Below are 25644 nucleotides of genomic sequence, written 5' to 3'. Positions count from 1 at the left end.
TATACTACCCAAGCGAAAATTCGCGACATTTAACGACATGCACGATATATCGCGAGTTAACGAGTACGATGCACTGCTAATTTTCGCATTTTTGAGCGAAGCGTACTCTCAGGTAAGCCCAACTTATTTGCCGCGCCTTGTTCGCCTGCAATTTTCCAGTTACATAACATCAGTACGGAGATAATATGCTGCCTTTGCGCCTCATCCAGTGTAAGCGTTGGGTTAACAGCATTCGCATCACCGGCTTTTAGCGGCTGACTTAACTGCAGTGTGGGCTGTGTAGATAAAATAGCTTCTCTCTCTAACACGTTTTGCAGCTCTCTGATATTGCCTGGCCAGTCATAGGCCTGTAGTTGCCTGATAGCTTTGTTACTTAACCCCTGTAATTGCTTACCTAGCCGCTTGTTTATTTGAACAATTAAGTTTTGACATAAAAAAGGTATATCTTCTTTTCGCTCTTTTAGTGCTGGTACTTTGATAGGAAACACGTTTAAACGGTAGTATAAATCCATTCTAAATTGGCCTTTTTGTACCATTTCCCACAAGTTACGATTGGTTGCAGCAATGATACGAATATCAACTTTTAGGGTTTGGCTGCCCCCTACTCGCTCAAATTCGCGCTCTTGTAATACTCGTAATAATTTACTTTGTGACTCTAACGGCAGCTCTGCCACTTCGTCTAAAAATAGAGTGCCCTTATCAGCAAGTTCAAAACGCCCTTTACGTCGCTCATTTGCGCCGGTAAACGAGCCTCGTTCGTGTCCAAACAACTCTGATTCTAATAAGCTAGGGGTAAACGCCGCACAATTAACTTTTATAAACGCCTGCTCATTGCGCTTGCTTAATCTATGTAAGTTACGCGCCACCAGCTCTTTGCCAGTACCGTTTTCGCCAAGTATCAACACCGTACTGTCGGTTTCGCTCACTAACTGTATTTGCTGCAACATACGTTGAAATACATCACTGCGCCCTACTAGCCCTGAGTCTTGCCAATCTTGATTTAGCTCGGCAGTAAGGTAGTCGTTTTCATCTTTGAGCTGCTCGCTTAAATGCTTTACTTGCGCTAAAGCATCTTGGAGCGCGGTTTGGGTTCGCTGCTGCGCTGATATATCGCGAAAAACGGCCACGGCACCAATAAGCTGGCTATTTTTATAAACAGGCGTGGAGGTATATTCAACAGCAAAGGCGCTGCCATCTTTACGCCAAAATACTTCGTTTTTAACCTCGCGGCGTTTACCATCAAACATGGTGCAGTAAATTTGGCATTCATCGGCAGGGTAAGGCGTGCCATCTGCATGACTGTGATGATGATATTGATGTATTTTTTTACCCAGCAATTCATCGGCTGTCCAACCCGTCATTCGCTCTGCGGCTGGGTTTACAAATACCGCATTACCAGATAAATCAAATCCATATATGCCCTCACCTACCGCATTAAGTAATAAAGTAGGATCGTTTAAAAAGTTTTTTATCATTGCAGACCTCGCGAAATATCGCGAGTATTATGCCAATTCTCTCCTGCTTTAGCACCTAGTAATGGCTAAATAATGCCTTAATATCTATTTTTGCTTCTAGCCGTGCTGCAATTAAATACAAGCCAGCTAGCTTACGGTGAATAAACAACGCATCAACAGGAGGCGTATGCCATTGCTGCGACTGTGCGCTTAACTGCAAGCCTGCATCTTTAATATTGCTAGCAAGCGCGCTATTTTTAAAATCAAACTCGCCGTTATAGCGCAGTGGCTCGCAGGCCATTAAAAATAAATCAATCACTTTTTCTTTGTAATTGTCTTTGAGCGAATCTTTAAAATAGCCAATATCGGTGGCGGCATTGAGCACCCCCTCACGATCGTTATTACTACCAGCTTTAAATAAAGCTAGATAGGCATTACTTAGTGCTGGGGTAATTTCTCGTGTGGCACCAAAGTCAAATAATACTATTTTTTGTGATTCAGGTTGGTAATGAAAATTTGCAAAGTTAGGGTCGGTTTGGATTAAATTAAAGACAAACATTTCTTTAAAAAATAAATCAATCAGTTGTTCAGCAACTCGGCTTCGCTCTGATTGTGGTAAATATGTAATGCCCTCTATAGGCTTGGCATCTACATACTCCATGGTTAGCACTTGCGCAGTACTGTGCTGAAGATACACGCTAGGGACTTTGAAATGCGCGTTATCTGCTAACAGATTTTTGTAACGTGCTAAATACTCAGCTTCTCGAGTGTAGTCGGCCTCTGCTAATAGCTGTGCCTTGGCTTCTGCCACTAAGGGTTTAATATCCAGCTCTTTAGGTAATAACCGCGATAGGGTAAGTAAAGTGATCACGTTATCTACGTCACTCACCACACTTTTTGCAATTCCAGGATATTGAATTTTAACTGCCAGCTGCGCGCCATTTTCTTTATAAGCTAAATGAACCTGGCCAATGGACGCCGCCGCAAACGGCCTGAGCTCAATATGAGAAAAACGCGATAACCAATCCTCTCCCCACTGCTCTTTTAAAACACTAACCAGTTGCTTATGTGGCATCGGGTTGGCATCTGAGCGCAGTAAAGACAGCAATTGAGCAAGTTCGGGGGTTAGTAAGTCGCCAGCATCCATTGAAAGCAGCTGCCCAAGCTTCATTGCCGCACCGCGAAGATGCGATAGCTGAGTGGCTAGGTTTTCAATATTTTTAGGCTGAAGCAATAAGCTTTTATTATCCCAGCCTTTACCAGAAAGCGCACTTTTAGCCCCGCCCACTAACATATTCGTGGCGACGCCAGTGGCTAATGAGCCTAACTTTGCAAAACGTGAAAGTCGAGATGTGGGAACGAATCGCTCATTAGCCATAATTAACCTAATCTATTAATAATAAGGTCAACTAATACGTTTTATTACACCTATTGGATCTAAATTATAACCGAGGGACTAGCTTAATAGCGCCTTCTACTACTTTTAAATCTAAAGGTAAATTACTTAATAATGCCATTTTAGGATCCTTCATATTTAACTTATAAACGGGGTTAACGGCTAAAAAAGCATTCATTACATCCATGGCCTCGTTATCCAGCACTTCTAAATTACCTTTAAAGCCACCGGCATCAATGCTTGAGTCGAGTAACTTAACATTACGTAAAAATACCGCTTTTTTCTCGCTGTCATAAAAAGGAGTGCCCTGTATTTGCAGCTTTAAGCGCACTGGGTACTTTAATGCAAAAGCATTAATCTCGGCGCTAGAATCTGCACCTAATAAAACATAATCACTATTATCTGGGCCAATATTAACGCTTAAATCATTCACATCAAACTGCACAGGTAAGCCCATCAGGCTAACTTTTTCACTTAATTTAGGTAACTCTTTATTTAGTAACGACTCAACCTCTGAATTTGTAAATGAATAAACCGAAATACCCTGCGTACTGTTACAGGCAGTTAAAAATAGTAGTGAAATAAAAACAAAAATTTTCATGCAAAACCCTATTGGTTAATCGTATAGGCAGTAAGTAACCATAATAAAAAGCCGCTTTAATAGCGGCTTTTTCATTTTAGTTGATAAAAGTGATTGCGCTTAATTTACAGCAAAAATAACTTTCAACCTTGCTAGTGTGTCAGCTGTGACTGAACCCTCGCTGAGTGCTAATAACTGCTTTAAATAATAATTTAAATCAGCGTGTTCGCCACGGTGCTTATCATCAAGCATGGCTACTTGCTCTACCATTCTTTGCGATGAGTTTTGCGAACTTACGCTCGCAAGTATTTCCATACGCGTTAACAGCTGCTCACAGCTCAATGCTGTTTTAACTGCACCATTAAATTGACTCGGGACTGGCTCGTTGTTCTCAAGTGCAACAAATAAAGCATCTAAATTAGCTTGCTCATTTTTAGCCGCTAAGCCTGTCAGTTTTTCATCTATGGCTGATAACAAAGCAGACACTTTAGGGGTTAACGATTTAAACTGTGTATACCCTTTAACTTTGGTTTGCAAGTCAAGTAATTGGGCTTTACCTTCTACACTATTTAATGCTGCTTCAAGCTCATTCAGCTCAGTTGTTGCCAGCTTATCTGACTCGCTTTGTTCGCGCTTTTGCTGTTCAAACTCTTCGCTTCGTTTAGTGAAAGTTGCATCATTAAACTGACGGAATTTTTGCCACAATGCATTTTCAGCTTTTAAGCCTGCAAACCCTATGGTTTGCCACTGTTGCTGTAACTGCTTTAGCTGTTGGCAAGCGTCTGCTAAATTATCGCTTTGTGATAATTGCTGTGCTTGCTCAACGAGCTCATTTTTAAGTGCGGCATTGCCTTTATGAAACGCGTTAAGTGACGCTACAACCTGTTGCTGCTCTGCCTTATAACGCTCGTTCAACACGCGGTATGTTTTCGGATCAACTTTACCCACACTTCGCCATGCTTTTTGCAAACGGTTATAGTTGCTTTCTAGTTGTTTCCAATCTAAATCAGCCGTATCAGTTGCTTGTAAATGCAGTGCATGCATATCAGCAATCAATTGCTCGCGCTCTGCTTTTGCTGCTTCACGTTGCACTTCTTGCTCAGCGAAGTAGCTGCGACAAGGGGCAAATAAAAGCTCAATTTTTTCATCAAACTCGTTGCCCTGTTGTTTCTCTTGCTCTGTATCAAGGCGTCCTAGCTCGTTCCAACGCTTGCGAAGTACTTTAACTTGATCAGCGCGCTGTTGTGGATCGTTACACGGCTCATCAACTAACGCTGTTACTTCTTCTAAAAGTGCTGCACGTTTTGGTGCGGCCGCATATTTTTGCCAATCTTTAGCATCGGCTAATTGCGCTTCTAGGTCTGCTTTTAAATTAACCAACGGTTGTTGATATTTTTCGGTCAATTCGTTAAATAACTCTTCGAAGCCTTTAAATACACCAAATGCAACGTTAAAGCGCCCTTCTTCAATTAAACGTTTTACATCACGTGCCTTGCGTTTAGCTTGGCTTTGCGTTTTTTCAAGCGGCTTAGTGAGTTCGCTCATTGCAGCTAAAAATTGCTTTTTATGCGCATTAAGTTGGGTTTTAAATGACGCTTGTAAATCATTGCTAAGTACATCTAAATGGCTGCGTGCCTCTTTAAATGTGTGATTAAAGGCACTTAGTTGTTGATCGTAATCACTGAGCTGCTCGGCGGGTTTTATTTCGCACAGCGCACTGTAAGCAATTTTATATTCTTTAATCGCCGTAGTTAGCTCAGGTAACTTGGCTACTTGTAAAAATAGTTGCTCAAGCTTATTAATCACTTGTTTTGATTGCTGATCAGCCATCAATTGCGTTTTATCTAGTGTGTCTTTTGCTTGTGCTACTTTTGCATTAAGCCAATCTTGCTGAATTTGCTCTGGGGTTTCTAATCCAAGTTGCAATGCATTTTCAATTTCTTCACTCAGCGCTTCTAACGTTGCTAATGCTAACACTTGGCGCTGTTGCTGCGCTAAACGTTGCTGCTCTATTTCATGTTGCGCTTTTAATGTGGCAATGTGAGCATCAAGCTTATCGGTAATTGATATATATTTAGCATCAAGAGTTTTTACATGTTCTTCACTTAGCCATTTTAATTCAAGAGCTTGCCACTGCGCCATGAGTTCTGCAGCTTGTGGGTCAACAATAGCGTAGTCATTTTTATCACGCAATGCATTAAGCTTGGCTAAAATAACACGGGTTGCGTTTTCAACTTGCGATGGCATTTCAAGCGCTAAACGCTCGTTTTCAAGATGACTTTCTAGCGCAACTTTGGCTTCACCTTGAGCATGCTTTAACAGTGCTTTAGTTAACTGCTGAGTAATGACTAAATCAACTAACTGTTTTTGCAGCTCTTCGTTTGCTTCTTTAAAGGCTTTTTCAATCAGTTTAGGGTTAGCTAGGCGTTTTAATAGCTTAACTCTCACTTGCAGTTCTTTTTCAGCAAATGCTAGTTTTTCAAGGGTTTTAACCGGTGCAAAGCGTTCAATGTACTCATTTTTAATCTGCGCCGACAAGCTACTTTCACTGTTTAATACAGCCGATGAGATTTGTTGTTCAGCAACATCTTTCAATGCCTGATCTTGTTTGTAAGCTTTCCACCACAGTGGTAAGTCGTTTACTTTTTGCAGTGCTTTACGACGAATTTCAGCCGATGAGTCTTCAAGGGCTAAGGTGCTTAAAATTGTTACGTCACGTGCCACATCAAGTTTTTCAATCGCATCTAAACGAACTTGTTGCTTTGGGTGTTTCCATTTTGGTGTAAAAAGGTGTTTAAAGATCATTTTCACTGAACCTAGCTATTTCGTTATCTGATTTGAATTCTTTTTGTAGTTGCGCTTTGGTTTTTTGGATCATTTCTCCATTTGCACCAATGGTAAACTGCTCGTTTGATTGTGCTACTTTTGCTTGGTACAACATCACTAGTTGCACTGTTTGTTGCTTTTGCTCATCTGATAAAGGCGTGCCATCTGGCCACTTTCCCGTTGCCGCGCCATACTGTAAGCGCTCAAATAATTCTGGAGTAATATTCTGTACTAGGTTGTCAATATTCATGTCATTTTTTCTTTTTCAGAGTCACTAAAATAATACGGTTAATAAGGTACCAAATACAGCCAATGCCAATGGCCGAGGTATACGCATACCACTGAAGTGTTTTTTCTTGAGGTTGTAGGAAGTACAAACAAAAGAAGCCACCTAAAAATAAGATCAGCGCTAAAAAGGAGTGGTTCATAAACATTTGCTGCTTTTTAATTCGCTGCTCACGTTGAAGTTGTTGAACTTGCTCGGCATTTAATTCAGCAACGTTACTTTGGCAATGTGGACACTGCGAATGTTTATCTGAAATTGATTTTGCACATTTGGGGCAACGAATAATCGCCATACATCTCTCTCCATACTACGCATAAAAAAAGCGCCTTTCGGCGCTTTTCATTGTACTTGTTTTATTGCTCTTTGTCTTTTTTGAATTTAACCCAATAGATGATATTAGGTTATTGGGATCTGTTTATTCAGCGTCTTTAGATTGCTTTTCAAGACGTTTTTCCCAGAAGGTGGCGTTTTTAATCCCTAACTTAACGGGATCAAATGTGATTTGGCCACCTTTTTTCTTCTGGTCTTCATAATCACTCAAACATGTTAAGGCCGGTTTAGCGACAAAGAAAATGGCTAATATACCCAATATGTTGATCCACGCCATTAAGCCAACGCCTATGTCGCCAATAGTCCAAATATAACCGGAACTGTTAACCATGCCGTAGGCTACCATAAACATAATCATAAGTTTTACCACTACAAGCGGAATACTTCCTTTAAAATAGCGATTTAAGTACGCGATATTCGTCTCAGCAATGAAGTAATAAGCCAGTATGGTGGTAAAAGCAAAGAAGAATAAAGCGATACCTACAAACGCTTCGCCAAAGCTACCAAATACACTAAACAACGCCATTTGGGTAAATGCTGCTGACCCCACTTCAGTTGCCGCATCCACATTTTGTATAATGAATTGCCCTTCTGGCAAAGTACCGACTACATTGTATTGCTGCGTCATTAAAATCATTAATGCCGTTGCTGTACATACAAAAAGTGTATCAACATAAACAGAAAAAGCTTGCACTAAACCTTGCTGTGCAGGGTGATCAACTTCTGCCGCAGCCGCAGCATGAGGACCTGTACCTTGACCGGCTTCATTAGAATAGATACCACGCTTAACACCCCAGCCAATTGCAGCGCCAAAGCCTGCTTGGGCTGTAAATGCATCACCAATAATGAGCGAGAAAATGCCTGGTACTTTGTCTATATTTAAAAATACGATAATTAAGGCCAGCACGATGTAACCAAGCGCCATAAATGGCACTACAATTTGCGTAAAATTAGCAATGCGCTTTATACCACCAAAGATAATAAACGCTAAAACGATTAGAATAATGGCCAACGCAACCAGTTTAAAACTACCTACGTCACCAAAAGTTGTAGACACCATAGTGCCATCGCCAAATACTTGAGTGAATGCGTTGCCCACCGCATTTGCTTGCACGCCCGGCAGGAAAACCCCACAGGCTATAATTGCCGACACAGCAAATAATACAGCCAGCCACTTTTGCCCTAAACAACGATCAAAATAATAGGCTGGACCACCGCGGTATTGGCCGTCTTCTTCTAATTTATAAATTTGACCTAATGTTGACTCCGCGTATGCAGTACTTGCACCTAAAAAAGCAACAACCCACATCCAGAAAATAGCGCCAGGGCCACCAAAACCAATTGCGGCTGCCACACCGGCAATATTACCAACCCCTACCCGCCCAGATAATGAGACAGCAAGAGCTTGAAAAGATGAAATTCCTTTTTCTGAGGTGTTAGGGCTAAATAATAGCTTACACATTTCTTTAAAATGTCTAACTTGAGCAAATCGAGTTAGTACGGAGTAAAATAAGCCTGCGCCTAGGCATAAATAGATGAGTGCATTACTCCAAACAACATCATTAACGGCGCTTACAAAAGCTTCCATGAACATCCTCACAGTTATATTTATTATTATTAATTACCATACTCTGCTACTCAGAATACCTGTCATAAGCTTTACGAAATAAGGGGTTAATCTTTTCCGTTTTTCTTATTGTTCAATCGATATTAACTTAAGTGCCCAACCTTGTTAACAGTTAATTTTCAAAACAACTTATTGTTGATTTATATTAAGTCTTCCAGAGCAACGTTTAACTAAGTGCAAATTGATTTAGACTATATGGTATTAAATCTGTCGAGAAGGTGTATTGAAACGTTTTAGTGCTGTGGTGGGTAAATGATTCTTATTTTTTGGTACGGTTGGTTTAGCTAAAAGTAAAAAGGGTATCAATATTATTGATACCCTTTGAAACAAACGTTTTATCTTAAGTTGTCTACAACATTAACAATGGCTGCTAAAGTATCTTGTCCAAATTGATATGAACGACGATCTGACCAACCATAATCTGGATCGGGTAAGTCATTATTATCTTTAAATGGCATTTCAACTGTGTAAGTTAGTGCTTTAAATTCTTCTGCTGTCGCTGATGAACCTACTGTTAAATTAGCTTGACCTGGTTCGTCTTTATCGTAGCCATGCGTATCTTGAAACTCTGGAGTAATAGTTAAAAGCGCGGCTTTAAAGCTATCTTCTAGGCCTTTTAGGCGTGCATCATAGCTTGGTATACCTTCGCTACCGGCAACAAAATTATATGGAATGGCTTCATCACCATGAATGTCTAGGTGCATGTCTAAGCCGGCTTCGCGCATTTTATTAAGCACTAAGTAAACTTCTGGGCTGTTTTCCATGCTGGGTGTTTGCCATTCACGGTTTAAATTAACCCCTTTAGCATTAGTACGTAAGTGACCACGTGCACTGCCATCTGGATTCATGTTTGGCACGATATAAAATACCGCTTTTGATAGTAACGCTGCTGCATGAGGGTCTTCATCATCAAGTAGCTTGTGTACTAAGCCTTCTACAAACCACTCTGCCATTGTTTCACCTGGGTGTTGACGAGCAGTGATCCAAATTACTTTTTTATCGGCGCTTGGCTGACCAATTTTAAGCACGCTCATGTCACGCCCATCAAGCGTTTGACCTAGTGTTTCTAGTTGGCAAATTTCTTGGCTTTGCGCCCATGCTAATAAGTCTAAATGACGATCGTAGCTGTAAGGTGCAAAGTAGGCGAAGTAAACGCTGCTGCACTCAGGCTCAAGCTCAAATGTTAATGTGCCATTTTCATACGAAGACGGTACACGGAACCATGTTTGACGGTCGTATGAAGCGACAGCTTGGTAGTCTACCCAACCATCAGGGTATGCAGACTTATCAAGATTATTAATATTTAACTGATGAAGTTGATAAGGCGTTGTCTCAAGACGAAAGTGAAACCACTGATAAAACTCAGACTGATGATCTTTATTAATTTCTAGCTGAATATTTAACGGATCGGTGGCTTCAATAACTTTAATATTACCACTGTCGAAATTGCTACTGATTTTCATTACAACAAACCTATTAGTTAACTGTGTGTCTTTGACTAAGGCATTTAGCCAAGAGGTAAATACGTGTCACTGCACTTTAAAAGTGTATAAACGCGTACCCAATTTAACAAAGCGTACCATAACCGCTTCACTTTAAAAATCTTCAGACCTAAAAAAGCCAGCAAGTGCTGGCTTTTCTTAATTGCTCATGTGTTTATCGAGGTAAACTTGGGAATGAGACTTCTGCCATGTCGCGCATACAGCGAACTACCTGACAGCTATAACCAAACTCATTGTCGTACCATACGTAAAGTACAACACGGTTATCATCAACAATCGTTGCTTGAGAATCAACAACACCTGCGTAACGGCTACCCACTAAATCGGTAGAGACGATTTCAGTTGATGCTGTGTAATCAATTTGATCACGTAGGTCTGAGTGAAGTGCTGTTTCACGTAAAAACGCATTAAGCTCTTCAACCGTTGTACTCTTTTCAAGGTTCAAGTTTAAGATAGCTAACGATACGTTTGGTGTAGGTACACGGATTGCGTTACCTGTTAGTTTACCTTCAAGCTCTGGTAATGCTTTAGAAACCGCTTTCGCAGCACCTGTTTCAGTGATAACCATGTTTAGCGCCGCAGCACGACCACGACGTTCCGCTTTGTGGTAGTTATCAATTAAGTTTTGGTCATTAGTGTACGAGTGAACCGTTTCAACATGGCCATTCTTAATACCAAACTGATCGTTTAATGCTTTAAGTGTTGGCGTAATCGCATTGGTTGTACAGCTTGCTGCACAGACAATTTTGTCTTCAGGTAAAATATCTTGGTTGTTTACACCGTAAACGATATTTTTAATATTACCTTTAGCAGGCGCTGTTAATAATACTTTTGCAGCCCCTTTAGATTCTAAGTGTTGACCAAGGCCGGCTTCATCTTTCCAAATACCTGTGTTATCAACAACAAGTGCGTTTTCGATGCCGTAGGCGCTGTAATCAACTTCACTTGGCGAGTTAGCGTAGATAACTTGAATGTAGCTACCGTTCGCTTTAATTGCATTACGCTCTTTATCGATGGTAATAGAACCATTAAATGGACCATGGATAGAGTCACGACGTAATAAGCTTGCACGTTTCTCTAAATCGCCATCTTTACCGCCACGCACAACAATAGCGCGAAGGTTTAAATCGGCATACGGGCCTGATTTTTCAATTAATAAACGCGCTAATAAGCGACCGATACGACCAAAACCGTAAAGTACAACGTCACGTGGTGCTTTTGGTTTAGAGTCAACAATTTCAGCAAGTTCATCTTTAACAAACTCTTCTACTGAACGACCATTCGCTGCATCTGTGTATAAATAGCTGTATGCTAATTTACCAATGTCGATACGGGCAGAATTTAATTCCATTTTGCTGATAGCTTCTAAGAATGGGAAGCTTTCACGTAGGCGCAGTTTAGTCCCTTCAAATTGAGCTACTGATTTGTGAGACTTGATAATATCAATAGTGCTTGAATTTACTAATGGACGGCCGTAAACAGCGATTTCGATACCACGATTACGGTACAATTTACCAATAATAGGCTGCATGCTTTCTGCGTAATCTTGACGTTCTTGCCAGCTACTTGTGTATTCTAACTCGTGAGATGAGGTCATTTTTTTTACCTAATTAAACAATTTTGAACGGATAGCCTAAGAATGCATCGAATTTTGAGAGCAACGCATTCCTTCGGGCAGGCCTATTCTAATTTAATCTCATTTTATTCTCTACTGTTAGAGACTAAAGTTTAGGCTAGAATAATACTTTATTGATAATTGAGAGACTCGGATGGCTTTTAAGCGCATAACCCTCGCCTTTGCAATGTTGCTTACAGGCTGTGAAGAATCTTTAACCGTTGAAGATATTTGCGTTCAATCGCCGGCCATATGTAGTGATCTTAACCAAGATAGTCACTGTAAAGCGCAGCGAGAACGTACTATTTTTTCTCGTCACCTTGAATCTTTACAACCAACCGATGAACACAAATATCAATTACTTAAAGCGTTTGAGCATTACAATCAATGTATTGCTTTGGCAGCCAACATTCAGCACATAAAACTAAAAAGCAAAACCACGGCTCGCCGACATGCCCACTTAACGAGCATGAGGGAAATGGCACGGATTTATCAACAGACAAAACACACCAGCCACCCGGGCTTGCTTTATTATCATTGGTCAAGAAACAATGACGAAAGTGCATTAACACGTTTGCTCGCTTTAGAACATACTGCAGAAGTTGAACAAAGTGCTGAGATGCAATTTTACTTAGCGTCTTATTACATTAAGGTTGATGAAGAAAAAGCGATTAATTTTTTATACAACACGCTAGCGCTGAATAAAGCCAAGCATGAACCGAATCCTGAAGTATATATGTCTTTAATCAGCCTGTTTTATAAACATCAACAATATAAACATGCTTATATTTTTGCCAAAATAGCTCAGCTCTCTGGTATTGAACATATTGATATACTGTTAATTGAGCAGCAGTTAATAGCACAAGGAAAGAATTTAGAGAGTTTAGATAGGTTAGCCGAGCAGACTTTGCAGCAAATAGATCAAGGAACGTTTATTTCCCCCCGGAAATAATAAAACAGATACAAAAAAGGCAGCTTACGCTGCCTTTTTGTTTATTTCTTGCTTGTGCCTACTTCGACACGGGTTTTTAACTTTTGCCCCGGTCTAAAGGTAACCACGCGACGTGCTGAAATTGGGATATCTTCTCCCGTTTTCGGGTTACGTCCCGGCCTTTCTTTCTTATCTCGAAGATCAAAGTTACCAAATCCAGAGAGCTTAATCTGCTCGCCTTTTTCAAGCGCTGAGCGGATTTCTTCAAAAAACGCTTCAACTAAATCTTTGGCATCTTTTTTATTGATCCCGAGCTTTTCAAATAGGTGTTCAGCTATGTCGGCTTTAGTAAGCGCCATATCTAGTCCCTCAACGATGCATTAAACTGTTCGGCCAGTGCGGCCACCACGTTATCAACTACCTGATTGATATCTTTCTCTTCGAGTGTTCTATCAACCGCTTGCAGTGTTAGAGCAATCGCCAAACTCTTATAATTTGGCTCAATACCTTTGCCCTTATACACATCGAATAAGTTTAGGTCAACCAATTGATTTCCGCCAACTTTTCCGATGACGTTTAAAATATCACCTATTTTAACGCTGTCTTGTACTAAAATAGCGATGTCGCGGCGATTTGATGGGAATTTAGACACCCCAACAGCCTGCGGTAAATTTCTTTTTTCTAATGCCGACATTTCAATTTCAAACACAAAAGTAGCGTTATTGATATCTAACGATTTTTGCGCCTGAGGGTGTAATGCACCAAAGAAACCTACCTTTTTACCATCAACATAAATAACGGCTGATTGACCAGGATGAAGGCCATCTGATTGCTCGGCTTTAATTTCAAAGCGGCTAACATCGTTGGTAATTGCAAGTAATGCTTCAACATCCCCTTTTAGGTCGTAAAAATCAACGTTACGTTTTTCTTCAACCCAATGTTCGCCATGCACAAGCCCGGTAATAACACCACCAATAACCGGCACTTGGTAAACGCCATTTTCTGCGCTTTCATCGCTGATAAACTTAAGACCGTGTTCAAATAAGCGAATACGTGGTTGCTGGCGGTTTTGGTTATAGGCAACAGATGCCAATAAGCCAGGCATTAAGCTTACACGCATCGCTGACATTTCAATTGAAATTGGGTGCGGCAATACCAATGCGTTACACTCTGGATGTAAAATAGCTTGCGCTTTAGGATCAACAAAACTGTAAGTAATGGCTTCTTGATAGCCACGGGTTACTAGTGCATTACGAAAACGGCTCAGTGCAACAGTTGACTCATCATGTGTGGTCATTTTAAGTTTTGCAGTTGGTGCCACATTAGGAATACTGTTATAACCGTATACACGTGCTACTTCTTCAATTAAATCTTCTTCAATACGAATATCAAAACGGTAGCTTGGTACATCAGCGCTCCAGCTATCATTGTCAAATTTAACATCAAGACCTAAACGCGTAAGTATATCGGTTACTTTAGCATCGTCAATGTGATGACCAATAACACGGTCTAAACGTGAACGACGTAAACGCACTTCAGTTACTTTTGGTAACTTATCAGCAGCAACAGCTTCAACGATTGGACCTGCGTTACCACCTACAATCTCCAGAAGTAACGCTGTAGCGCGCTCCATGGCATCGTGTTGTAGTGCAAAGTCGACGCCACGCTCATAGCGATGAGATGCATCAGTGTGCAAACCATAGCTGCGTGCTTGTCCTGCAATAGCCACAGGGTTAAAGAATGCGCTTTCTAGTAAAATATCAGTTGTTTTTTCAGTAACGCCAGATTGCTCACCACCAAAAATACCAGCAATGGCTAGCGCTTTATGATGATCGGCAATCACTAATGTCGATTCATTTAATTTAGCCGTATTACCGTCTAATAAAACCAGCTCTTCACCTGGGGTTGCACTACGTACTTTAATTCCACCATCAATCGCATTTAAATCAAATGCATGCATTGGGTGGCCAAGCTCTAGTAATACAAAGTTAGTCACATCAACAACCGGATCAATTGAACGTACACCACTACGACGTAGCTTTTCAACCATCCATAATGGCGTCTCAGCGTCTAGGTTAATGCCCTTAATAACACGCCCTAAATAGCGAGGACAGGCATCATCGTTAACCAACTCAATAGATACTTTGTCTTCAATTGTCGGGGTTACCGCTGGAATGCTTAATGTATTTACATCAATACTGTTAAGTACGCCGACTTCGCGGGCAAGCCCTTTAATACCTAAACAGTCGCCACGGTTAGGTGTTAAATCTACGTCAATAATGTTGTCATCAAGCGCTAAATATTCGCGTAAATCGGCACCAATAGGCGCATCAAGTGGCAATTCCATAATGCCATCGCCTTCTTCACTAATACCTAGCTCATCAAACGCACATAACATGCCGTGTGAAGGCTGACCACGAAGTTTGGCTTTTTTAATTTTGAAATCACCTGGTAACACTGCGCCAACAGTGGCAACTGCAACTTTAATACCTTGGCGGCAATTTGGTGCACCACAAACAATATCAAGCAGTTCATCACCACCAACATTAATTTTTGTTACACGTAGTTTATCAGCATCAGGGTGCTGGCCACACTCAACCACTTCACCTACCACAACGCCATTAAATTTGGCTGCTGCCGGCTCAACGCCATCTACTTCTAAACCAGCCATTGAAAGCTGTTCCGAAAGAGCTTGCGTATCAATTGCAGGATTTACCCACTCTCTTAACCACTTTTCACTAAATTTCATTTTATCTCTTCACTCTTAACGGAACTGGTTTAGGAATTTTAAGTCATTTTCGAAAAACGCACGTAAATCGTTTACGCCGTAACGCAACATGGTTAAGCGCTCAACACCCATACCAAAAGCGAAACCTGTGTATTTTTCAGGATCGATGCCTACAGACTTAAGTACGTTAGGATGAACCATGCCGCAGCCTAATACTTCTAACCATTTACCATCTTTACCCATCACGTCCACTTCGGCTGAAGGCTCTGTAAACGGGAAGAATGAAGGACGAAAACGAATTTCCATGTCTTCTTCAAAAAAGTTACGTAAAAAGTCATGTAAAATACCTTTAAGCTCAGTGAAGCTTACATCAGTATCAACCATCAACCCTTCCACCTGATGGAACATAGGCGTGTGTGTTTGGTCGTAGTCATTACGGTATACACGCCCTGGCGAAATAATACGCAGTGGCGGTTGCTCAGTTTCCATAGTACGAATTTGTACACCACTGGTTTGAGTACGTAAAACCAGCTTAGGATTAAAGTAAAAGGTATCGTGATCGGCGCGAGCAGGGTGATGCTCTGGTATATTTAACGCATCAAAGTTATGAAAATCATCTTCAACTTCAGGGCCTGATTTAACAGCAAACCCAAGTTCACCAAAGAAGCTTTCAATACGCTCAATGGTGCGAGTCACTGGGTGCAAACCACCCGATGGCATAACACGCCCAGGTAAAGTTACATCGATTGTTTCTGCCGCTAGTTTTTCTTCTAATGCTTTACTTGCTAACAATTCACGCTTGTCATTAATCGCAACTTGCACGTCTTGCTTAGCTTGGTTAATTACTTGGCCTGCTTCTTTACGTTCTTCAGGGGCAATTTTACCTAACGTTTTAAGTAAGCTGGTAATTTCGCCTTTTTTACCAAGATAGTTAACCCTGATCTCTTCTAGCTGCGCGATTTCACTGGCACTGGCTACCGCCTCAAGTGCTTGCGCTAATATGTTTTCTAAGTTCATTCGATACCTGATCTTTCACAGAAGGTGATTACAATTTAGTTAGCTAATGATAACTGAAAGCAGGGTCTAGATTCTAGACCTACTACAGCTTTAGCGTTGATTTTATAAAAGGAATAGTCAATTTTCGTTGTGCAGCCATGGATGCGTGATCTAATTTGTCTAATACATCCAATAAAGCACGCATATCACGACTCAAACGCGTTAATAAAAATCGCGCACATTCATCGCTCAGTTCAAGCCCACGCATATTTGCACGCTTAACCAGCGCCTGTGCTTTATCATCGTCACTCATAGAACGAATTTGAAACGTAGTGCCCCACTTTAAACGGGATTCTAAGTCGGGCAAGCTAATATTAAGCATGTTAGGCAGTAAATCGGCAGTCACTACCAGCATTTTATTGGGCTCATTAAAGCGATTAAAAAAGTTAAATAACGCTTTTTCCCATGCATCATTGCCTGCTACCAAGTGCACATCATCAATACACAATACATCCAATGCTTCAAGCCCATCTAAAACCATTGGTCCAAAATGAATGACCTCGCGCATGGAAAGCAGCATATTAGATAAGCCACGCTCTTGTGCTTGAATACAGGTAGCATATAGTAAGTGAGATTTACCAGAATCTCCTAAGCCACACAAATAGGTATACTGAAAAGAGTGAGCAAGCTTAGAAAAGCTATCTTTGAGATGATTTACCTCGAGTGAGTCTTCACCGCCAAAGTAGGATGCAAATGTTTCATCGTCCGGTAAAGTAACCGGCAATGCCATTTGTATTGGCTCTTGAGTTAGCATTAATTTACAACCCATTGATACTCTAGGCTTTGCTCATCAACTATGTGATAAAAAGCACGAGGATCAACATAGACTTTAAAGGCGTTATCCAGGCCAAGGGCTTTTTTAAGGTCACTCACAGTCCCCGTATGATGAAGCTCAAACTCAACCGAATCGGGTGTTTTGCGTAAAATAACAGCTTGAGTTACTACGCTTAGATTCATTAAGCGGCGCTTAGCCAATTCAATATCAACAAAGCTCTCAGTCCCTTTTAAAGTTAAATTGGCAGTACGCTGCTCATAATAAGCATTAGGATCAATCGCATATTCACCAGCTAAACCTTGTGCTAAATCATCAATCATTTGCGCAACAATTTGCTGTCTATAGCCAGTGATACGGTTAGATTCAAACATTTCATCATTGGTAAAGCGCCAATCTAGTACCCAATTATCAGAGTTAAACGCTTGATACATTCTAGCAGTAATACTTCGCTCAGCACTGTAGCGTTTAGATGCCTCTTCTACAGGCCCAGAAAAATTTCCCCAAACTTCAGGGACACCAACAAGCCGTCTGTCTTGTAAATCGAGTAAAGGCACAACAACCGGTAAACCGCGGCGGCTTGCTTTGTCGTAAATCAGTTGCTCTAACTGAGGATAACTCTCTTGAGTAACCAGCTCTCGCTGCCTGTTATCTTCAATGCCTAACCAGATAGCAACCAGTGGACGTTGAGCTCCCCACAACGGCAAATTAAGATCTTTTATTAGTGCATTGATCTTTCGCGCTTCAAATTTAACTAGTAACTTAAGCGTTCCGGGAATACGCTCATCGTATTCAAATTTAAGCATATAATCAGATATATCTTTGGTGCGTTGCTGTGCTATCTGATTTTCATCTGCACTTTTATCACCACTCACTTTTACTAGTACGTTAAGAAGCGCTTTGCGACTAGCGTCTAAACGCGCATCACGAGATTTATCTTCTACAACCAAAATATCTTGATATAGATCAGTTACTTCAACTGCAGATACAGAAACACAAAAGAAAATGGATAAGGCGCTAATTAATAATCTATACACAGGCAAATCAATATTGGTTTTAAACTGTTTTGATCCTAAATCAAAGCCACTAACAAAGCAAAATTATATTTTTCTCAGAAACGAACACCGTTAAGCTTGCTTTAATAATATAAAAACTCAAAGTAAGCTGCGGCTCATTTGAGTCTGTTTGCTACTTCTTAGCAACAGCGCATGGCAAAACAGCGTTGAGAGTCATAATGAAAGCATGCAGGTAGCTTTTGGCTATTATTTTTTCCTTTTAACTAGTGCATTTCACCTTGCACCTTTATTTTTCACTTTTCTGCAGACGTAAAAAAGCCCGACTATTTCTAATCGGGCTTTCTCTAATTTGGAGTCTGGCAATGGCGTAGTGCCCAAAGCGGTAGAGAGTCTCATAGCAAATGTATAGAGTCGGCATTAGGCGCTTATTATTTTCCTTTTACCTGATGCCTTTTACCTTTCACCTACGTTTTTACTTTCCTGCGACGTAAAAAAACCCGTCACATCGCTGTAACGGGTTTCTCTAATTTGGAGCCTGGTAATGTCCTACTTTCACATAGCAAATGCTACACTATCATCGGCGCTGTTTCGTTTCACTGCTGAGTTCGGCATGGGGTCAGGTGGGTCCAAAACGCTATTGTCACCAAGCAAATTTGGTGTCAGTCCGTATCGCTACGTACTAACTAAAATTTGGAATTCTGATAATAAAGTCTTCTAGTATCTACTTTAGTTATATTAACTTCTTCGCTTGTTTCACTATCACATAAAACGCGTTTGGCGTTGTATGGTTAAGCCTCACGGGTAATTAGTACAAGTTAGCTTAATGGCTCACACCACTTCCACATCTTGCCTATCAACGTTGTAGTCTTCAACGGCCCTTCAGAGACTTTAAAAGTCTAGTGAGAACTCATCTCGAGGCCTGCTTCGCGCTTAGATGCTTTCAGCGCTTATCAGTTCCGAACGTAGCTACCGGGCAATGCCATTGGCATGACAACCCGAACACCAGCGGTTCGTTCACTCCGGTCCTCTCGTACTAGGAGCAACCCCTCTCAATTCTCAAACGCCCACGGCAGATAGGGACCGAACTGTCTCACGACGTTCTAAACCCAGCTCGCGTACCACTTTAAATGGCGAACAGCCATACCCTTGGGACCGACTTCAGCCCCAGGATGTGATGAGCCGACATCGAGGTGCCAAACACCGCCGTCGATATGAACTCTTGGGCGGTATCAGCCTGTTATCCCCGGAGTACCTTTTATCCGTTGAGCGATGGCCCTTCCATTCAGAACCACCGGATCACTATGACCTACTTTCGTACCTGCTCGACGTGTCTGTCTCGCAGTTAAGCTGGCTTCTACCATTACACTAACCGTACGATGTCCGACCGTACTTAGCCAACCTTCGTGCTCCTCCGTTACTCTTTGGGAGGAGACCGCCCCAGTCAAACTACCCACCAGGCACTGTCCGTAACCCCGATTCAGGGGCCAACGTTAGAACATCAAAACTACAAGGGTGGTATTTCAAGGACGACTCCACAAAAACTAGCGTCTCTGCTTCTAAGTCTCCCACCTATCCTACACATGTAGGTTCAATGTTCAGTGCCAAGCTGTAGTAAAGGTTCACGGGGTCTTTCCGTCTAGCCGCGGGTACACAGCATCTTCACTGCGATTTCAATTTCACTGAGTCTCGGGTGGAGACAGCGTGGCCATGGTTACACCATTCGTGCAGGTCGGAACTTACCCGACAAGGAATTTCGCTACCTTAGGACCGTTATAGTTACGGCCGCCGTTTACCGGGGCTTCGATCAAGAGCTTCTCCGAAGATAACCCCATCAATTAACCTTCCGGCACCGGGCAGGTGTCACACCGTATACGTCATCTTGCGATTTTGCACAGTGCTGTGTTTTTAATAAACAGTCCCAGCCACCTGGTCACTGCGGCTCCAATCAGCTTAGGGAGCAAGTCCCATCACCAATCGGAGCGTACCTTCTCCCGAAGTTACGGTACGATTTTGCCTAGTTCCTTCACCCGAGTTCTCTCAAGCGCCTTAGTATTCTCTACCTGACCACCTGTGTCGGTTTGGGGTACGATTCGATATAATCTGAAGCTTAGAGGCTTTTCCTGGAAGTATGGCATCAGCAACTTCATCACCTTGGTGACTCGTCTCGTGTCTCAGCCTAACAGCAACCCGGATTTACCTAAGTCACTAGCCTACACACTTTCACATGGACTACCATCGCCATGCTTGCTTAGCCTGCTCCGTCCCCCCATCGCAATTATACCAAGTACGGAAATATTAATCCGTTTCCCATCGACTACGCCTTTCGGCCTCGCCTTAGGGGTCGACTTACCCTACCCTGATTAACATGGGATAGGAACCCTTGGTCTTCCGGCGTGCGGGTTTTTCACCCGCATTATCGTTACTCATGTCAGCATTCGCACTTCTGATACGTCCAGCATACCTCCCGGTACACCTTCAACCGCTTACAGAACGCTCCCCTACCACTCAAAATAAATTTTGAATCCGCAGCTTCGGTGCATAGTTTAGCCCCGTTACATCTTCCGCGCAGACCGACTCGACCAGTGAGCTATTACGCTTTCTTTAAAGGATGGCTGCTTCTAAGCCAACCTCCTGGCTGTCTGGGCCTTTCCACATCGTTTCCCACTTAACTATGACTTTGGGACCTTAGCTGGCGGTCTGGGTTGTTTCCCTCTTCACGACGGACGTTAGCACCCGCCGTGTGTCTCCCGGATATTACTTTACGGTATTCGGAGTTTGCAAAGGGTTGGTAAGTCGGGATGACCCCCTAGCCTTAACAGTGCTCTACCCCCGTAAGTATTCGTCCGAGGCTCTACCTAAATAGATTTCGGGGAGAACCAGCTATCTCCCGGTTTGATTAGCCTTTCACTCCTAACCACAGGTCATCCCCTAACTTTTCAACGTTAGTGGGTTCGGTCCTCCAGTTGATGTTACTCAACCTTCAACCTGCCCATGGCTAGATCACCGGGTTTCGGGTCTATACCTTGCAACTATTCGCCCAGTTAAGACTCGGTTTCCCTACGGCTACCCTAATCGGTTAACCTCGCTACAAAATATAAGTCGCTGACCCATTATACAAAAGGTACGCAGTCACCCAACAAGTGGGCTCCTACTGCTTGTACGTACACGGTTTCAGGTTCTATTTCACTCCCCTCACAGGGGTTCTTTTCGCCTTTCCCTCACGGTACTGGTTCACTATCGGTCAGTTGGGAGTATTTAGCCTTAGATGATGGTCCACCTATATTCAGTCAAAGTTTCACGTGCTCCGACCTACTCGATTTCACTTAAAATGCATTTTCATGTACGGGACTATCACCCTGTATCGTGGCACTTTCCAGAGCCTTCCATTAACACATAATAAGCTTAAGGGCTGTTCCGATTTCGCTCGCCGCTACTATCGGAATCTCGGTTGATTTCTTTTCCTACGGGTACTTAGATGTTTCAGTTCTCCGCGTTCGCCTCGTTAACCTATGTATTCAGTTAACGATACCTGCAAGCAGGTGGGTTTCCCCATTCGGAAATCCTAGTCTCAAGTGCTTTTTACTAGCTTGACTAGGCTTATCGCAAGTTAATACGTCCTTCATCGCCTCCAACTGCCAAGGCATCCACCGTGTACGCTTAGTCACTTAACCATACAACCCAAACGGGTCTTTGTTTTGTGACAGTTTAACTTCGCCAGAAGTTAATATTGAATACTAAAGTAGATACCAATCAACAAACGAAACGTTTATTAAATGGCACTGAATGATACTGCTATCATTCTTTTTTACTTTTGAAAACTCTGTACAAATACACTGTATTCATACGAATTTTATTATCAGCTTTTCCAAATTTTTAAAGAGCATATTAATTAGTAAACTCAAAGAGCAAACTAACTAACAATCATCTGTGTGGACACTACGAACAAATAAGTTCTAAATCGTATAAGGAGGTGATCCAGCCCCAGGTTCCCCTAGGGCTACCTTGTTACGACTTCACCCCAGTCATGAATCACTCCGTGGTAAACGTCCTCCCGAGGGTTAGACTATCTACTTCTGGAGCAACCCACTCCCATGGTGTGACGGGCGGTGTGTACAAGGCCCGGGAACGTATTCACCGCGTCATTCTGATACGCGATTACTAGCGATTCCGACTTCATGGAGTCGAGTTGCAGACTCCAATCCGGACTACGACGCACTTTAAGTGATTCGCTTACTCTCGCGAGTTCGCAGCACTCTGTATGCGCCATTGTAGCACGTGTGTAGCCCTACACGTAAGGGCCATGATGACTTGACGTCGTCCCCACCTTCCTCCGGTTTATCACCGGCAGTCTCCTTAGAGTTCTCAGCATTACCTGCTAGCAACTAAGGATAGGGGTTGCGCTCGTTGCGGGACTTAACCCAACATCTCACAACACGAGCTGACGACAGCCATGCAGCACCTGTATCAGAGTTCCCGAAGGCACCAAACCATCTCTGGTAAGTTCTCTGTATGTCAAGTGTAGGTAAGGTTCTTCGCGTTGCATCGAATTAAACCACATGCTCCACCGCTTGTGCGGGCCCCCGTCAATTCATTTGAGTTTTAACCTTGCGGCCGTACTCCCCAGGCGGTCTACTTAATGCGTTAGCTTTGAAAAACAGAACCGAGGTTCCGAGCTTCTAGTAGACATCGTTTACGGCGTGGACTACCAGGGTATCTAATCCTGTTTGCTCCCCACGCTTTCGTACATGAGCGTCAGTGTTGACCCAGGTGGCTGCCTTCGCGCATCGGTATTCCTTCAGATCTCTACGCATTTCACCGCTACACCTGAAATTCTACCACCCTCTATCACACTCTAGTTTTGCCAGTTCGAAATGCAGTTCCCAGGTTGAGCCCGGGGCTTTCACATCTCGCTTAACAAACCGCCTGCGTACGCTTTACGCCCAGTAATTCCGATTAACGCTCGCACCCTCCGTATTACCGCGGCTGCTGGCACGGAGTTAGCCGGTGCTTCTTCTGTCAGTAACGTCACAGCTAGCAGGTATTAACTACTAACCTTTCCTCCTGACTGAAAGTGCTTTACAACCCGAAGGCCTTCTTCACACACGCGGCATGGCTGCATCAGGCTTGCGCCCATTGTGCAATATTCCCCACTGCTGCCTCCCGTAGGAGTCTGGGCCGTGTCTCAGTCCCAGTGTGGCTGATCATCCTCTCAAACCAGCTAGGGATCGTCGCCTTGGTGAGCCATTACCTCACCAACTAGCTAATCCCACTTGGGCCAATCTAAAGGCGAGAGCCGAAGCCCCCTTTGGTCCGTAGACATTATGCGGTATTAGCAGTCGTTTCCAACTGTTGTCCCCCACCTCAAGGCATGTTCCCAAGCATTACTCACCCGTCCGCCGCTCGTCAGCAGATAGCAAGCTATCTCTGTTACCGCTCGACTTGCATGTGTTAGGCCTGCCGCCAGCGTTCAATCTGAGCCATGATCAAACTCTTCAATTAAAAAGTTTTATGTCTTTCGACAGCTCAATGAATTCTGAATTTATTTAATATCTTTCGATATTGAATTGACTGTGCTGAATAATTACCGAAGTAACTATTCTGTTGGTCACTCAGTTCAATTGAGACTCTAAATTTGTTTGCCTCACTACCTAAGTAGCTTGGCTGTTAGAACTCAATCTGTACGAGTGCCCACACAGATGATTGCTTTATATTGTTAAAGAACGTTGCGATTAAAGCGTTTAACTTTATCTCGCTAGGGCTGCGCATATTACGCTTTCCTATTTTTTTGTCAACACTTAATTTTTTAAACTTGAAAGTTTTCGAAACTAAGTTTTACTCGACTCACTAAGTAGCTCGTGCCTCGCTATGCGTTGCGCTCTGCCGTCTCAGTGGGGTCGCATTATAGGGCGAATCGATTTTAACGCAAGCGTTTTTAAAGGCTTTTTTGCATTTAATTTTTACCCCAAAGATACCCCATCTAGACACACATGTTACCCACAAAACCCTGTGGATAACTCATTTTTTTACGCTGTTTACTAAACTATTTACTGTGCTTGTGGTAAGTTGCGCCCGATATTTACAACTCGTTCACTAGGTAACGCACATGACAGATATAATAAATAGTATAAGTGGTCTCTTATGGGGTCATATTTTAGTGTACTTATTAATAGCTGCAGGGCTATTTTTTACAATACGTCTTGGTTTTATCCAATTTGTACAGTTTCCACATATGATTAAAGTCATGTTTCAAAGTCGTCAAGGCTCTGACGGCGGCATTTCTTCTTTCCAAGCATTTTGTACTTCTTTAGCAGCCCGTGTTGGTACTGGTAATATGGCAGGTGTTGCCGTTGCACTTTATTTAGGTGGCGCAGGTGCTATTTTTTGGATGTGGTTAATTGCTTTAATTGGTATGGCTACTAGCTTTGCTGAAAGTACATTGGCACAAGCTTATAAAACACGAGATGAAGAAGGTAACTTCCGTGGTGGTCCGGCCTATTATATGGAGTACGGACTTGGTAAGCGTTGGATGGGTGTTGTCTTTTCATTGTGCTTAATTTTAGCCTTTGGTTTAGTTTTTAACGCAGTACAGTCAAATTCTATTGCTGCGGCTTTTGAAGTCGCCTTTGGTATACCTAACTATATAGTCGGTATCGCTCTTGTTATTGGTTCAGGTATTATTATATTTGGCGGTCTTAAAACCATTTCTCGATTTGCTGAATTAGCCGTTCCATTTATGGCTGCTGCTTACCTTGTGGTTGCACTTTATATATGTGCTGTAAATTACACTGAATTACCTGATGTATTTATGCATGTGATTAGAAGTGCTTTTGGTATTGAGCAAGCGGGTGCCGGTGCAATTGGTTATGGGGTAATGCAAGCGATGATCCAAGGGATCAAGCGCGGCTTGTTCTCAAACGAAGCCGGTATGGGTAGCGCTGCGAATGCTGCAGCAACGGCAACACCAAACCCACCTCACCCTGCTTCACAGGGGTATGTACAAATGCTGGGTGTATTTGTAGATACTATTATTATTTGTACTGCAACTGCCGCTCTTATTTTATTATCAGAGCAATTAGTGCCAGGCTCAGATGTAACGGGTATAGCGCTTACACAAGCAGCCCTTGAAGAACATGTAGGCAGCTGGGGTGCCATATTTGTAGCAGTCGCTATTTTGTTTTTTGCATTTACATCTATTGTGGCTAACTACTCGTATGCTGAAACGAACTTATTATTCTTAGAACATAACCACGCATCTGGCATGTTGATCTTCAGGTTATTAGTGTTAGGTATGGTAATGTTTGGTGCATTGGGCGAATTACCACTAGTGTGGACATTAGCTGATGTATCTATGGGCTTAATGGCAATAGTGAACGTAATCGCATTATTTATGCTCTCTGGTGTTGTGGTGTGGCTTGCCAAAGATTATAACGCTCAGCGACGCGCTGGAAAGTTACCGACGTTTGATCCAAGTAAGAACGACAAACTCAATAAAACTATTCCAAAAGGTATTTGGCATAAATAATTA

At 42.4% G+C, this 25644-nt stretch carries 16 protein-coding genes and 3 rRNA genes; 2 read left to right on the top strand and 17 right to left on the bottom strand.

Annotation, left to right across the window (positions count from 1 at the left end; translation table 11 throughout):
* Positions 1-56: 56 nt before the first annotated feature.
* From AAGD16_RS05790 to AAGD16_RS05750, 9 genes are all read right to left on the bottom strand, one after another.
* On the bottom strand, positions 57-1475 hold the full coding sequence (locus AAGD16_RS05790; RefSeq protein WP_368485498.1) for a sigma-54 interaction domain-containing protein: 1419 nt from the start codon (positions 1473-1475) through the stop codon (positions 57-59).
* Positions 1476-1530: 55 nt separating this feature from the next.
* Complete coding sequence (locus AAGD16_RS05785; RefSeq protein WP_377114204.1) at positions 1531-2832, bottom strand: ABC1 kinase family protein; 1302 nt, start codon at positions 2830-2832, stop codon at positions 1531-1533.
* 64 nt (positions 2833-2896) lie between these two features.
* A complete protein-coding gene (locus tag AAGD16_RS05780) occupies positions 2897-3451 on the bottom strand; it encodes a DUF1439 domain-containing protein (protein ID WP_350655043.1) in 555 nt (184 codons plus the stop codon).
* Positions 3452-3550: 99 nt separating this feature from the next.
* A complete protein-coding gene (locus AAGD16_RS05775) occupies positions 3551-6235 on the bottom strand; it encodes a DUF349 domain-containing protein (RefSeq protein ID WP_377114200.1) in 2685 nt (894 codons plus the stop codon).
* Positions 6225-6506: a YeaC family protein gene (locus AAGD16_RS05770; RefSeq protein WP_013464607.1), complete on the bottom strand. Its 282-nt coding sequence runs from the start codon at positions 6504-6506 to the stop codon at positions 6225-6227. Before AAGD16_RS05770 ends, AAGD16_RS05775 begins: the two co-directional genes overlap by 11 nt.
* A gap of 1 nt (position 6507) precedes the next feature.
* Positions 6508-6834 carry a hypothetical protein gene (locus AAGD16_RS05765; protein WP_013464606.1) on the bottom strand — a complete coding sequence of 109 codons (327 nt, stop codon included), beginning with the start codon at positions 6832-6834 and terminating at the stop codon, positions 6508-6510.
* A 123-nt stretch (positions 6835-6957) separates the two neighbouring features.
* On the bottom strand, positions 6958-8460 hold the full coding sequence (locus AAGD16_RS05760; RefSeq protein WP_377114196.1) for an alanine/glycine:cation symporter family protein: 1503 nt from the start codon (positions 8458-8460) through the stop codon (positions 6958-6960).
* A gap of 374 nt (positions 8461-8834) precedes the next feature.
* Positions 8835-9962 carry a M14-type cytosolic carboxypeptidase gene (locus tag AAGD16_RS05755; protein ID WP_013464604.1) on the bottom strand — a complete coding sequence of 376 codons (1128 nt, stop codon included), beginning with the start codon at positions 9960-9962 and terminating at the stop codon, positions 8835-8837.
* A 193-nt stretch (positions 9963-10155) separates the two neighbouring features.
* Entirely contained in the window at positions 10156-11598 is a 1443-nt protein-coding gene (locus AAGD16_RS05750; protein WP_013464603.1) for a glyceraldehyde-3-phosphate dehydrogenase, read from the bottom strand.
* A 172-nt stretch (positions 11599-11770) separates the two neighbouring features.
* Here AAGD16_RS05750 and AAGD16_RS05745 point away from each other — a divergent pair, with 172 nt between their 5' ends.
* Entirely contained in the window at positions 11771-12568 is a 798-nt protein-coding gene (locus tag AAGD16_RS05745; RefSeq protein ID WP_377114192.1) for a DUF2989 domain-containing protein, read from the top strand.
* A 41-nt stretch (positions 12569-12609) separates the two neighbouring features.
* Here AAGD16_RS05745 and ihfA read toward each other — a convergent pair whose 3' ends face one another.
* The 8 genes from ihfA to AAGD16_RS05705 form a co-directional block, all read right to left on the bottom strand.
* Positions 12610-12906 (bottom strand): integration host factor subunit alpha, encoded by a 297-nt coding sequence (gene ihfA / locus AAGD16_RS05740; protein WP_008114070.1) that lies wholly within the window; start codon positions 12904-12906, stop codon positions 12610-12612.
* Between the two features lie 2 nt (positions 12907-12908).
* Positions 12909-15296: a phenylalanine--tRNA ligase subunit beta gene (pheT, locus tag AAGD16_RS05735; protein ID WP_090493032.1), complete on the bottom strand. Its 2388-nt coding sequence runs from the start codon at positions 15294-15296 to the stop codon at positions 12909-12911.
* 15 nt (positions 15297-15311) lie between these two features.
* On the bottom strand, positions 15312-16292 hold the full coding sequence (gene pheS, locus AAGD16_RS05730) for a phenylalanine--tRNA ligase subunit alpha (RefSeq protein WP_013464600.1): 981 nt from the start codon (positions 16290-16292) through the stop codon (positions 15312-15314).
* A gap of 82 nt (positions 16293-16374) precedes the next feature.
* Entirely contained in the window at positions 16375-17085 is a 711-nt protein-coding gene (gene hda / locus AAGD16_RS05725; protein ID WP_024603126.1) for a DnaA inactivator Hda, read from the bottom strand.
* The gene (locus AAGD16_RS05720; RefSeq protein ID WP_377114187.1) at positions 17085-18140 is read right to left on the bottom strand and encodes a DUF2066 domain-containing protein; all 1056 of its coding nucleotides are present in this window, start codon (positions 18138-18140) and stop codon (positions 17085-17087) included. Before AAGD16_RS05720 ends, hda begins: the two co-directional genes overlap by 1 nt.
* A 512-nt stretch (positions 18141-18652) precedes the next feature.
* Positions 18653-18767: ribosomal RNA gene (gene rrf / locus AAGD16_RS05715) — 5S ribosomal RNA — on the bottom strand.
* A gap of 136 nt (positions 18768-18903) precedes the next feature.
* Positions 18904-21790: ribosomal RNA gene (locus AAGD16_RS05710) — 23S ribosomal RNA — on the bottom strand.
* Positions 21791-22082: 292 nt separating this feature from the next.
* Positions 22083-23618: ribosomal RNA gene (locus AAGD16_RS05705) — 16S ribosomal RNA — on the bottom strand.
* The 16S, 23S and 5S rRNA genes sit together here, the layout of an rRNA operon.
* Positions 23619-24222: 604 nt before the next feature.
* Here AAGD16_RS05705 and AAGD16_RS05700 point away from each other — a divergent pair.
* Complete coding sequence (locus AAGD16_RS05700) at positions 24223-25641, top strand: sodium:alanine symporter family protein (RefSeq protein ID WP_033103910.1); 1419 nt, start codon at positions 24223-24225, stop codon at positions 25639-25641.
* The last annotated feature ends 3 nt before the right edge of the window (positions 25642-25644 follow it).

It is taken from the genome of Pseudoalteromonas sp. M58 (genome assembly GCF_042604605.1).
Taxonomy (GTDB): Bacteria; Pseudomonadota; Gammaproteobacteria; order Enterobacterales; family Alteromonadaceae; genus Pseudoalteromonas; species Pseudoalteromonas tetraodonis.
This window is presented reverse-complemented; position numbering and strand designations above follow the sequence as displayed.